The sequence below is a fragment of the Streptomyces sp. FH025 genome (genome assembly GCF_017427025.1).
Lineage (GTDB): Bacteria > Actinomycetota > Actinomycetes > Streptomycetales > Streptomycetaceae > Kitasatospora.
The window spans coordinates 1-11,874 of the sequence record NZ_JAFLNG010000184.1 but is presented as its reverse complement, the minus strand read 5'-3'; the positions used below and the strand labels follow the sequence as shown (position 1 = coordinate 11,874).

The following is an 11,874-nucleotide window of genomic DNA, read 5'->3' as shown; positions in this document are numbered from 1 at the left end:
CCTGCGGGCGATGCTGGAGCGGCCGGAGCTGGTGGCCGTGCTGGACGACCACGTCGGCCTCAACACCCTGCCCGAGGCTCAGCCGCGCCTGGACTTCCTGTTCGCGGGCCCGCCCCCCGTGCCCTGGCAGGAGCGCTGGCCCGCCGCCCCCGAACCGGTGAGCGACCTCACGGAGCTGCTGGAGCGGACGGTCGGCCGGCTCGCCGCGGAGGGCCTGGAGGTGGTGGTGGTCCGCCAGGACGAGCCGGGCGTCCGCGACCGGCTCGGCCTGCACTGCGTCAAGGTGATCGTTCCCGGAACGCTCCCGATGACCTTCGGCGAGGCCGACCGGCGCACCCACGGCCTGCCGCGCCTGCTGGAGGTCCCGTACCGGCTCGGCCGCACCCCGCGCCCGCTGCGCCACGACGAACTGCCGCTGTACCCGCACCCGTTCCCGTAGTCCCCCGGTCCAGCCCGGTCCGCCCCAGTCCGCCCCTGCCGTCCCGGAAGGACGCGATGACGACCCGACAGCCACCGGCCACCCCCTGGCACAGCCTGCACCTCGCCCTGCCACTGCCCGCACGAGGGACCGACGCCTTCGTCACCGCGGACCTCGCGCCGCTGATGGACGAACTCGCGGGCGCGGACTGGTTCTTCATCCGCTACGGCGAGGGCGGCCCGCACCTGCGCGTCCGCTTCCGGGGCGCGGCCGAACACCCCGACGCCCTGGCCGGCGAGCTCACCCGGCTCGCGTCCCGCCACACTCCGTTCGACGGTCCGTGGACGGCCCGGCACGGGGAGGTCACCACCGTCCCGTACGAACCCGAGACCGAACGCTACGGCGGTCCCGCGCTGCTGCCGATCGCCGAGGAGCTCTTCACCCGCTCCACCCGCACGGCCGTCCACGCGCTGCGCACGCTCGACGCGGCCCCCGGCGCCCGGCTGCCCCTCGCCCTGGACCTGGCGCACACCACCGCCCACGCCCTGGGACTCGACGAACTGGCCGCCGCCCGCTGGCTGCGGAGCCACTCCGCCTCCTGGCGCTGGGTGACGGAGTTCCGGCCGCTGCCCGGGGTCGCGGTGCACAGCAAGGTGAACGCGGTGTTCGCCCAGCAGCGGCAGGCCCTCGCCCGCAGGGCCGGGGCGCTGCGGGAGGCACTCGGCGCCGGGACGGCCACGCCCTGGCTCGCCGACTGGTCGGCCGCCGTCGCCGACGCCGCCGCCCGGATGCGGGCCGCCGCGCCGGACGGGTCCGAGGGGCGGCTCGGCTGGGTGTGGGCCTCACAGCTGCACATGCTGTTCAACCGCCTGGGGGTCGGGCCCGACGAGGAACGGGCCGTCTGCCGCCTCGCCGGCCGAACGCTCCTGGAGACCGACCGGGCCTTCACGTTCTTCCCCGACGACCGGCGCGCCCCGGACCTCCAGTACCTGGAGGACAGCAAGTTCCAGGTCGGGCGCCCCGAGGACACCGCGCTGCCGGACATGCCGCCCGCCGAGGCCCCGCAGCCGTGGCCCGGCGACCTGCCCCTGCCCGCCGACCCGGTGCCGGACGTCCCCCTCGCCGACGCGCTGCGCACGCGCCGCTCCACCCGGGGCCGGCTGACCGGTCCGCTCACCGCCGGTCAACTGGGCGGTCTGCTCTGGGCGGCGTACGCGCCGGACCGCGACTCGGGTCACCGCCCCTACCCCAGCGCGGGCGCCATGCACACCGTCCGGGTGCGGCTGGTCGCCCTCGCCGTCGACGGTCTGCCCTCCGGCACCTACCAGTGCGTCCCGGCGCTGCGCTCCCTGCGCCCGATCGGCCCGGCGCCCGATCCGGACCAGCTCAAAGCGCTGTCCTACTACCTCACCCGCCCCGACTCGGACCCGCAGCGCATCGTCGTCGACGAGGCCCCCGCCGTCCTCGCCCTCCACCTCGACCTCGCCCACCTGCGCCGCCGCTACGGCCTGCGCGCGCTGCGCCTCGGACTCGTCGAGACCGGGCACCTGGCCCAGAACCTCCTCCTCACCGCCGCCGCCTTCGGCCTCGGCACCACCCCCCTCGGCGGCCTCTACGACGACCTCGCCCACGAACTCCTCGGCCTCGACGACCTGGACGAGCCGATCCAGTACCTGCTGCCGCTGGGCCGCCCGGCGACGGCCTGACACGCCCTCGGGCGCCGCGTCGCCGGGCGTCCCCCGGTTCAGCAGAGGATCGCGAAGCCGTACCCGCGCGACTTGAGGGTGGACAGGATCGCCGGCAGCGCGGCGGCGGTCTGGCTGCGGTCGCCGCCGCCGTCGTGCAGCAGGATCACCGAGCCCGGGCGGACGTTGCCCAGCACCCGTGACTGGATGGCCGCCGACCCCGGCCGGGACCAGTCCTGCGGGTCCACCGACCAGAGCACCACCTGTTTGCCGAGGGCAGCGGCCCGGGAGCGCACCGTGCCGTTGACCGCGCCGTACGGCGGGCGCAGGCACTTCGGGGTGCGGCCGGTCTGCTTGCTGATCGCCCGATCCGTGTTCACCACCTGGGAGTTGATGCCGGAGGGGGAAAGCCTGCGCAGGTCCGGGTGCGACCAGGAGTGGTTCTGCACGCTGTGGCCCTGGCGGGCGACCTGCGCGGTGAGCGAGGGGTGGGCGGCGACGTTCTCGCCGACTTCAAAAAACGTCGCGCGCACCCCGTAGCGGGAGAGGATCGACAGGATCCTCGGCGTGTAGGCGGGGCTGGGGCCGTCGTCGAAGGTCAGGTACACGACCTTGCTCCCGGCCGCCTCCGCCGAGTCGGCCGGCACCGCGACCACCGCCCCCGCCATCAGGGCGACGGCGAGGGCGCCGATCGCGGTCCGGATCCGTCCAACTGCCTTGCGCCTGCCCGGTCGTCGTGCGGCCATCTCTGCTCCCCTGCCCGTGGAACCCGCGCCGTCGGAATCTGCCGTGCACCGACCAGTCTGCGCGGACGGACACCGCCACCGCGACCCACCCGAGGGCGAAAGGGGGTGAAATCGGCCACCCTGACGGCGGGTTGCCGTCGCCGCCCTCCGACGGTCCTTGAACGGCGAACGGCCGCGCGCCGGAAAACCCCATGGCGAACCGGGCGACGGGCCGCTATGCTCCCCGACGATGACCATTCACGCTGTTCTCAGATCGGAGGTCCCGTCCGCAAAAGGTGAGTGCTGATGACCACTCACACCGCGAACGGGATTGACTCCCAGCCTTCCTTCTGGCGGCGCGTACGCGAGTACGCCGTGCCGCCCTCCATGATCGAGACCGCCACCGCGCGCCGTCTGGCCGGCGACTGGGCCGGGGCGTGCGCCGCCGCGAACGTCGAGGTCGACTTCCGACTCAGAGACGTCCGACGCGCCCACGGCCGGGAACTCGCCGACCGACTACGGGCCGACCTGCGGCGCCTGGCACCGGACCTGCTGCGCTGGCACCTGCCCAGGGCCGCACCCGACGGGCTGTTGCGCCCCGGGCTCACCGTGCCCCTGGCCCACTACCCCTCGCCGGCGTCCGGCGAGCGGCCGGTGGTCCTGGTGGTCCGTAGACCACCCGCCTGGGCGGAGTACGGACAACGCGTCGCACTCACGCTCTGGGACGGCTCCGACGACGGCCGCCGCTCCCCGCATCCGCGCCCGCGTCCCAGCCGCCGGTTCCGCTTCGACCTGCACCGGCACCTCTGGGACGCGGACCGCAGCGGGGAGTTGGCGCTGCGCGCCGGATCCGGTCCGCCAAGTGACGGGCACGAAACAGGAATCGGCCCGTACGGGCTGCGCTGCGCCGTCGACCGGTGGGCCGCCGAGGCCGAGTTGCTGCTCCGCTCCGAGGGACGCCCGGCCGGTCCCGTCGTGGTGCGGCTGGGGCTCGGGCGGCGACTGCTCCTCACGCCGGACGGGCCCGCCGTGGAGGCCACCGGGGACGTCAGCGCGCTGCCCCTGCTGCCCGACGCGGCGACCTGGGTGCTGCCCGACCTCGACCTGCTGCACTGCGGGGCGATCGGGCCGGACCGGCTGCATCCGCTGGTGGCGGCCGCACTGGTGCCCGGGCACCGAGCCGACCGGCATCCTCAACCGCCGCCCACGCAGCGGCTGGTGGACTGTCGCGGCGCCCGGCACCGGATCGCGGTGGTCGACGGGGTGCTGACCCCGCTCGACCACGACCCGGCCGAGTTGCGCCGCGAGGGGCTGCTGGTCGCGCTGTCCGGCACCCCGCTGCCGTGCCTCCAGGTCATCGACCAGGCCCACCGCGATCCGGTCGAACTGGCCGGTGTGCGCGAGCGGTTGGACCACGGCGACACGGCCGGGGCCCTGGCCGTGGTCGAGAGCCTGCTCGGCCCACGGGCGGTGCTGCGCAACGGCCCCCTGCGCGACGCCCTCGCAGCGTCCGCGCAACGCCGGATCGCCTACGGCCTCTACCGGTCGGGCCTGACCGTCGACGAACGGGCGGCCGCCGTGCAGGGCCGCATCGGCTACGACCTGTACCGGGCCGGCGTGGTTAGCCACTACCCGTTTCCCCGGCGCCCTCGCATCGCCACCCGCTGAAGCCTCCCGGCTTTCCGACTACCTGACCTCCCGACTTTCCGACTTCCTGACTTCCTGAGGTGATCACCCATGCCCACGAACCTTGCCGTGCCCACACGCACCCCCACCGCCGCCCGGCTCGACGTCGCCCGCCGGCTGCTCGACCTGCTCAACGACACCAGGACCGAACCCCGCGCCGACGACCAGCTGGAGGCCCTCACCCTGGCCGTCGCCGCCGACCTGCCCGTCCTGCTCTGGGGCGAGCCCGGGATCGGCAAGACCGCCGCGCTCAACCAGCTCGCCGAGGCCCTGGACCTGCCGCTGACCACCGTCATCGCGAGCGTCCACGAGCCCTCCGACTTCTCCGGCCTGCCCATCGTCGGCGACGACCCCGCGCAGCAGGGCGTCCCGCTGGCCCCGCCGGACTGGGCGGTGCGCCTGGTCCACGCCGGTCGCGGGCTGCTGTTCCTGGACGAGCTGTCCACCGCTCCGCCCGCCGTCCAGGCCGCGCTGCTCCGACTCGTCTTGGAACGGCGCATCGGCGCGCTGCAACTGCCGCCCGGCGTACGGATCGTGGCCGCCGCCAACCCGCGCTCCTCGGCCGCCGACGGGTGGGAGCTGAGCCCGCCACTGGCCAACCGCTTCGTCCACCTCCAGTGGGTGCACGACCACGAGGTGGTGGTGCGCGGTCTCGGCGGGGTGTGGCCGGTCGCCTGCCTGCCCCGGCTCGACCCGGACGCGCTTCCCTCGGCGGTCGCGCTCGCCCGCCGGGCGGTGTGTGAACTGCTCACCGCTCGCCCCGAGTTGGTCCACCGGCTGCCCACCAACGAGACCCGGCGCGGCGGCGCCTGGCCGTCCCCGCGCAGCTGGGACATGACGCTGCGGCTGATCGCCTTCGCCACGGCGGCGGGCTCCTCCCGGGAGGTGCTGTCGCTGCTGGTCCGCGGCACGGTCGGGGACGGTCCGGGGCTGGAACTGATGGCGAGCATGGACCGGATGGACCTGCCGGACCCTGAACAGCTGCTCGCCGACCCGGCGGGCGCCGTGCTGCCCGAGCGCGGGGACCTGCGCCAGGTGGTGCTGGACGGTGTGGTGGCCGCCGTACGCAACCGGCCGGAGCGGGCCCGCTGGGACGCGGCCTGGGCGCTGCTGGCGCGGGCGCTGGAGGACGGCGCGCCGGACGTACTGGTGGTCCCGGCCACCACGCTGGCCTCTCTGCGCCGGGAGGACTGGGAGGTGCCGGAGTCGATCGAGCACCTGTCCTCGGCGGTGGCGCTGTCCCGGCGGGCCGACCGGGCCGCCGCCCGGGTCTCCGGCCAGGCCGATGCGAAGACCCGCCGATGAGCGCGCCCGTGACGCCGCTGGACGTCGGCAAGCGCATCAGGCCGAAGGTCGCCAGCCCGGCCCCCACGCCCACGGACGCCGGCTGGCAGGTCAAGCCACCGGCCGCCCGGCTGGACCGCGACAAGCTGTACGCCGCCCGGCTCCAGGCGGTCCGGGCCCGCCCCTACCTGGCGACCGCCCTGTTCGCCCTGCACCTGGTGGAGTCCCGGCAGGTGCCGACGATGGGCGTGGACCGCCACTGGCGCTGCTACGTCTCCCCGGCCTTCGTCGACCGCACCCCGGTGGAGGACCTCGCCTCGGTGTGGGTGCACGAGGTGTCGCACCTGCTGCGCGACCACCACGGGCGCAGCGACCGCCTGGCCCGCGACCTCGGGCTGAACGGCCCGGACGACCGGCTGCGGATGAACATCGCCGCCGACTGCGAGATCAACGACGACGTGTACGGGGACGGGCTGGTCACCCCCGCGGGCGCCCTGACACCGGAACGCCTCGACCTGCCGGAGGGGCAGCTGATGGAGGACTACGTCCGCGGCTTCGGCTTCGACCTCCGCAAGCCCGGCCTGGCCTGGCTGGACTGCGGCAGCGGCGCCGACGGCGTGGACCGTCCCTGGGAGTCGGGGCCGGACGGCGCGGACGGGCTGACTCCTCAGGAACGGGACGCCGTACGCTTCCGGGTCGCCGAGGGCATCCGCGCCCGCCCCGGCTCGGTCCCGAAGAGCTGGCGGCGCTGGGCCGAGGAGGCGTTCCACCCGCCGCAGCCCTGGCGGCAGTTGCTGGGCGCGGCCATGCGCTCGGCGGTCTCCGGCCCGGGCGCGGGCGGGGACTACAGCTACGGCCGCCCCGCCCGCCGCTCGGTCGGGCTCCCGGGTGTGGTGCTGCCGAGCCTGCGGCGGCGCCCGCCCCGGGTCTCGGTGATCGTCGACACCTCGGGGTCGGTCTCCGACGACGAGCTGGGCAGCGCGCTACTGGAGGTCACCGCGATCGGCCGGGCGGTCGGCGGCCGCCGCGACCAGGTCAGCGTCATCTCCTGCGACGCGGCCGCCCGCACCGTGAACGCGCTCTGCCAGGCGGCGGACATCCCCCTGATCGGCGGCGGAGGCACCGACCTTCGAACGGGCTTCGCCGCGGCGCTGCGGACCCGGCCGCAGCCGGACGTCGTGGTGGTCCTCACGGACGGCCAGACCCCCTGGCCTGCGGTCGCACCGTCCTGCCGTACGGTCGTCGGCCTCTTCCGCAGGCCGGTCCGGTACAACGAGAACAACACGGAGTACCGCCCGACGGCCCCACCCGGCTGGGCCCGGGTGGTGACGATCGGCTGAAGGCGGGCGCCCCACCCCGCATGGAAAGCGTGGTGGGGCCATGAACAGTCCCTGCTGGGTGTCGCCGGGCCGCGCGTCGCGCGGCTGCCCCGTACCCGCGACCTGCGGAGGACCTCAACGCCGCTGGTGGCCGGCGTCCGGATTCGCACACAGGGCGTCGTCAACCAGCTTGGTCTCGGCCTGTTCCACGTGCAGGACGTCCTGCGCGGAATCGGCGCGGACGCCCGACAACGACACGACGACGCTGCGCCGGCCGTCAGCGGTGACCCCGGTGGCGGTGATCCAGCCGGCATCACCGCCCTCATGGCCCCAGTACACCCCGCCGCAGGACAGCGGGCGCGAGAAGAGCCCCAGTCCGTCACGGGCGCCCGGCAGGAGCCGCTCGAACTCCTCGCCGACCGGCATGGTCTGCCGCATCTGCGCCAGCTGCGCCGGTGGCAGGAGCCTGCCGCCGAGCAGGGCGCGGAAGAACCGGTTGAGATCGGCGGTGGTGGAGACCAGCCCGGCCTCTCCGTTCGTTCCCGAGCCGACCTGCTCGGTGACGTCCACCAGCGGCTCGCCGGGCTTGAAGCTCTGATAGGTCTCCGCGTGCGGCCGGGGCAACGTGGGTGAAGTGCCCGGCCAGAAGGTGTGATCGAGGCCGAGCGGCCGGACGATCCGGTCCCTCACCTCCTCGTGCCAGGAGTGCCCGGTGACCCGCTCGATGATCATGCCGAGCAGGACGTAACCGGTATTGGAGTAGCCCCACCTCCCGTCCTCGCCGGGTGGGAAGTCCGGGCTGTGGCGCATCGCACGGGCGACGGTCTGCTCGGGTGTGTAGCTGTCGTACCGGTGCTGGTGGAAGTCCGCCGCCGAGGTGTAGTCCGGGTAGTCGTCGTGGATGCCGCTGGTGTGCTGCAGCAGTTGGCGGATGGTGATCGCGCGACCGTCGTTGCCGTTTCCGGACACCACGCCGGGCAGCCAGCGCTCGACCGAGTCGTCCAGGGAGAGCCTGCGGTCACCGGCGAGTTGCAGGGTCACGGTGGCCACGAACGTCTTGGTGACGCTGGCTATCCGGAAGTAGCCGTTCCGAGGGACCGGCTGTCGGTCCCTCAGGTCCGCGACACCACTGGTGGCGGTCAGGTTCCGGCCGCCGGAGGTGACCAGGCGGGCCTGCACTCCCGTGGCGCCGGCTGCGATGATCGCATCGGCGTCGCGCTGGAGCTGGGTTCGGTTGTCGTGCTGCCCGGCGGCCATCGCGTCGGGCACGCTGGTGGAGAGGGTTCCGGCCACGACGGCGGCCAGCACCAGGTTCCGTCGGATGGATCGGCCACGCCGCCGTGGCGAAGGATTCGGTGAACTCGTCATGGGCGTTGACGCTAGGTCCGGCCGAGGTGCGCGGGCAGTACCGCTCACTGGTGGGAAGAAGGGGTAGTGGGCTGTAGTGTCAGGCCTGGTGGCCATGGCCCAGACTTGTGCGGATGAATCACCATGGAGCTGGTCGGCCTTGGACGATGTGGCGCGGTCTGGGTTATCTGCTGGGAAGCCTGTTGACCGCTGCGGTCGCCGTGTTGGCGCTGCCCGTACTCGTTGTCCCGACGATCGCGCGCGCCTGGGCGTCCTGGCATCGGCGCCGCGCCGACCGGCTGCTGCTTCCTCCGCGGCCCGGTCCCACTTCGACGCGTTCTGATCCCGTCCGGGTCGGTGCGTGGCGTGTTCTCGGGTGGCTGTGCGTGTCCGTCGTGACCAGCCTGGTGCTCGGGCTCGTCGTGGTGCTGTGCGCGGGCAACGCGGTGGCCGCGGCCGTCACGGTGCCCCTGTGGTGGGCGTTGCCCGCCGGCACCCCCGCGGGCGGCTTCGCCTTCGGTGTTCCACTGTCCGGGTGGGGTACGGCGTTGACTCTGGGGACCGCGCAAACCGCGGTCTTCGCGGCCCTGACCTACTGGCTGGTTCCACTGCTGGCGCGCCTGCACGCCCGGCTGTGTGTGGCGTTGCTGTCCCCCTCGGCCACCGAGCGGTTGGCGCAGCGCGTGGAGACGCTGACCGAGACGCGGGCCGACGCCATGAACGCGCACGGCGCGGAACTACGTCGGATCGAGCGTGACCTGCACGACGGCACCCAGGCCCGGCTGGTGGCCATCGCGATGCGGCTGGGTGTGGCCCGCGAGTTGCTGAGCGAGGACCCCCGGATGGTGGCCGAACTCCTGGAGGAAGCGCACGAGGGTGCCGAGGAGGCCATGGCGGAGCTTCGTGCGGTACTGCGGACGATCTACCCGCCGATCCTCGCCGATCGCGGCCTCACCGGGGCGCTGGCCGCGCTGGCGACCCGACCGGCGATCGACACCAGCCTCGACATCGGCGACCTCGGCACGATTCCCGCCGCGGTGGAGGCCGTGGCCTACTTCACGATCGCCGAGGCGCTCACCAACGCTGCCAAGCACAGCCAGGCCTCCCGGACCGCCGTCCGCGTCGCACGCGACGGTGACCGGCTGTCGGTCGAGGTCACCGACAACGGGGTCGGCGGCGCTGACGAGACACTGGGTACCGGCATCGCCGGAATCCGCCACCGTGTCCTGGCGCTCGACGGCACCCTCCGCCTCCACAGCCCTGCCGGCGGCCCGACCACCATCGCCTTGAGCATGCCGTGCGGGTCGTGATCGCCGAGGACAACGTCCTGCTGTCCACCGGGCTTGAACTCATGCTGACCGCCAAGGGCTTCCACGTCGCCGCGATCACCCAGGACGCCCCCGGCTTCGTCGCCGCCGTCGCCGAACACCGCCCGGACGTCACCATCGTCGACGTACGGCTGCCGCCGACCTTCCGCGACGAGGGCATCCACGCCGCCATCACCGCCCGCCGCCGGTACCCCGGCCTGCCCGTGCTCGTCCTCTCCCAGTACGTCGAGCAGCAGTACGCCGGCGAGCTGGTCTCCGACGGACGCGGCGGCGTCGGCTACCTCCTCAAGGACCGGGTGAGCCGGGTGAGCGAGTTCACCGACGCACTGCGGCGGGTCGCCGCCGGCGGCACCGTCATGGACCCCGAGGTGATCGGGCAGCTCCTCACCCGTCCCGCCCACGACCCGATCGCCGCCCTCACGCCACGTGAACGCGAAGTCCTCGCCCTGATGGCCGAGGGAAAGGACAACGCCACGATCGCGGCCCGGCTCGTCATCACCGACAACGCCGTCCACAAGCACATCGGCAACATCTTCGCCAAGCTCGGCCTCTCCCCGGCCGACAGCGGCCACCGCCGCGTCCTCGCCGTCCTCACCTACCTCAGCCGCCGCTGAGGGACGCGGCCGGCGCGCTCCGACACCATGGTGGGCCTGAGCGACCGGCGGTTCGCTCCGCCGCAGGTCAGGACGGGTGTGAACTCTGGCGGACACCCTTCGTGAGAATGGGAAAGCGCGTTGGGGGCAACCCCTCACGAGTTCGAATCTCGTATCCTCCACCTCCGCCCGCCAAGGCAAACGGTGGCCCGGTCCGCTCAGCGGCCCGGGCCGTCGTCGTTCTCCGGTTGCCGTTCGGGTTCACCCTGGAGACCGACCTACCTCAGGGCACCCGCCGGTCGGCAAGCGCTCCGTGCTTCCATGGATGTGTGCCCCTGTACGTCGGCACCTCGGGCTGGCAGTACGACGACTGGCGTGGCGTCCTGTACGCGCCGGGGACGCCGCGGCGGCTCTGGCTGGAGGAGTACGCCCAGCGATTCGCCACGGTGGAGAACAACAACGCCTTCTACCGCCTGCCCACGGCCGAGACCTTCGCCGCCTGGCGGGAGCGGACCCCGGAGGGGTTCGTGATGGCGGTCAAGGCGAGCCGCTACCTCACGCACATCAAGCGCCTGCACGACCCGCAGGAGCCGGTGCGGCGGCTCCTGTCGGCCGCCGTGGGGCTGGGATCGCGGCTCGGACCGGTCCTGCTCCAGCTCCCGCCCACCCTGCGGGCTGACGTCGACGTCCTCGACAGCTGCCTGGGCTGCTTCCCGGCCGGGGTGAGAGTGGCCGTCGAACCCCGCCACGATTCATGGTGGGTACCGGAGGTCCGGGCGGTGCTCGAACGACGCGGCGCCACCCTCTGCTGGGCGGACCGGCAGGCCCGCCCGATCACGCCGCTGTGGCGAACCGCCGACTGGGGCTACCTGCGCTTCCACGCCGGCCTGGCGCAGCCGCCGCCCCGGTACGGTCGGCAGTCGCTGGCCACCTGGGTGGCGAGGGTCGCCGAAGCCTGGTCGGATGAGGCCGACGTGTACGCGTACTTCAACAACGACCTCGGCGGTGCGGCTCCCCTGGACGCCGCCGCCTTCGCCCGAGCGGCCGTCAAGGCCGGCCGAACGGTGAGCCGCACGCCGCAGAACCTGACGGTGAGGCAGGCATGATCCGCAGTCGACTGATCGTCTCCGGTGAAGTCCAGGGCGTGTACTTCCGTGACACCTGCCGGACCGCGGCGAGGGAGCATGGCGTGACCGGATGGGTACGCAACCTCCCCGACGGAACGGTCGAGGCCGTGTTCGAGGGCGAGGCCGCGGCCGTCGAACAGCTGGTCGCGTGGGCACACCACGGCCCGTATGCGGCCGTGGTGGACCGGGTCCGCGTCCACGAGGAACAGCCCGAGGGGCTCGTGGGCTTCGAGATCCGCCCGACCCCCTGGAGCAGATAGACAGAGCCTCGCTCCCCTGCCGTCTCACCCGTGTCCGGGTCCGGGCGGGTCGGACCGCCCAGCGGTCCGGGCCCTCGGGGTGCCCTGCGCGCGGTGGTCAGG

11 protein-coding genes and 1 pseudogene are annotated in these 11,874 nt (G+C 73.6%); 10 read left to right on the top strand and 2 right to left on the bottom strand.

Annotated features, from left to right (window positions below):
- Both J0670_RS15610 and J0670_RS15605 read left to right on the top strand, forming a co-directional pair.
- On the top strand, positions 1-439 hold a 439-nt coding region (locus J0670_RS15610; RefSeq protein ID WP_207812165.1), incomplete at its 5' end, for a YcaO-like family protein.
- Positions 440-495: 56 nt separating this feature from the next.
- Positions 496-2,124, top strand: coding sequence for a thiopeptide-type bacteriocin biosynthesis protein (locus J0670_RS15605; RefSeq protein ID WP_207812164.1), 1,629 nt, complete (start codon positions 496-498; stop codon positions 2,122-2,124).
- 38 nt (positions 2,125-2,162) lie between these two features.
- Here J0670_RS15605 and J0670_RS15600 read toward each other — a convergent pair whose 3' ends face one another.
- Positions 2,163-2,849, bottom strand: a complete 687-nt coding sequence (locus J0670_RS15600) for a polysaccharide deacetylase family protein (protein WP_207812163.1) — start codon at positions 2,847-2,849, stop codon at positions 2,163-2,165.
- A 285-nt stretch (positions 2,850-3,134) separates the two neighbouring features.
- Between J0670_RS15600 and J0670_RS15595 the strand changes: the two genes are divergently transcribed.
- The 3 genes from J0670_RS15595 (at position 3,135) to J0670_RS15585 (ending at position 7,138) form a co-directional block, all read left to right on the top strand.
- Positions 3,135-4,496, top strand: a complete 1,362-nt coding sequence (locus J0670_RS15595; RefSeq protein ID WP_243437062.1) for a hypothetical protein — start codon at positions 3,135-3,137, stop codon at positions 4,494-4,496.
- Between the two features lie 69 nt (positions 4,497-4,565).
- Positions 4,566-5,819: a MoxR family ATPase gene (locus tag J0670_RS15590; protein ID WP_207812162.1), complete on the top strand. Its 1,254-nt coding sequence runs from the start codon at positions 4,566-4,568 to the stop codon at positions 5,817-5,819.
- Positions 5,816-7,138 carry a VWA-like domain-containing protein gene (locus J0670_RS15585; RefSeq protein WP_207812161.1) on the top strand — a complete coding sequence of 441 codons (1,323 nt, stop codon included), beginning with the start codon at positions 5,816-5,818 and terminating at the stop codon, positions 7,136-7,138. Before J0670_RS15590 ends, J0670_RS15585 begins: the two co-directional genes overlap by 4 nt.
- A gap of 114 nt (positions 7,139-7,252) precedes the next feature.
- Here J0670_RS15585 and J0670_RS15580 read toward each other — a convergent pair whose 3' ends face one another.
- Positions 7,253-8,425 (bottom strand): serine hydrolase domain-containing protein, encoded by a 1,173-nt coding sequence (locus J0670_RS15580; RefSeq protein ID WP_307806535.1) that lies wholly within the window; start codon positions 8,423-8,425, stop codon positions 7,253-7,255.
- 425 nt (positions 8,426-8,850) lie between these two features.
- Here J0670_RS15580 and J0670_RS15575 point away from each other — a divergent pair, with 425 nt between their 5' ends.
- From J0670_RS15575 to J0670_RS15555, 5 genes and pseudogenes are all read left to right on the top strand, one after another.
- The gene (locus tag J0670_RS15575; protein WP_307806534.1) at positions 8,851-9,774 is read left to right on the top strand and encodes a histidine kinase; all 924 of its coding nucleotides are present in this window, start codon (positions 8,851-8,853) and stop codon (positions 9,772-9,774) included.
- The gene (locus J0670_RS15570; RefSeq protein WP_207812160.1) at positions 9,762-10,406 is read left to right on the top strand and encodes a response regulator transcription factor; all 645 of its coding nucleotides are present in this window, start codon (positions 9,762-9,764) and stop codon (positions 10,404-10,406) included. Before J0670_RS15575 ends, J0670_RS15570 begins: the two co-directional genes overlap by 13 nt.
- Before the next feature lie 74 nt (positions 10,407-10,480).
- Positions 10,481-10,567, top strand: a pseudogene (locus J0670_RS15565).
- A gap of 147 nt (positions 10,568-10,714) precedes the next feature.
- A complete protein-coding gene (locus J0670_RS15560; RefSeq protein ID WP_207812159.1) occupies positions 10,715-11,491 on the top strand; it encodes a DUF72 domain-containing protein in 777 nt (258 codons plus the stop codon).
- Entirely contained in the window at positions 11,488-11,772 is a 285-nt protein-coding gene (locus J0670_RS15555) for an acylphosphatase (RefSeq protein ID WP_207812158.1), read from the top strand. The genes J0670_RS15560 and J0670_RS15555 overlap by 4 nt, the downstream gene beginning before the upstream one ends.
- Positions 11,773-11,874: the final 102 nt, after the last annotated feature.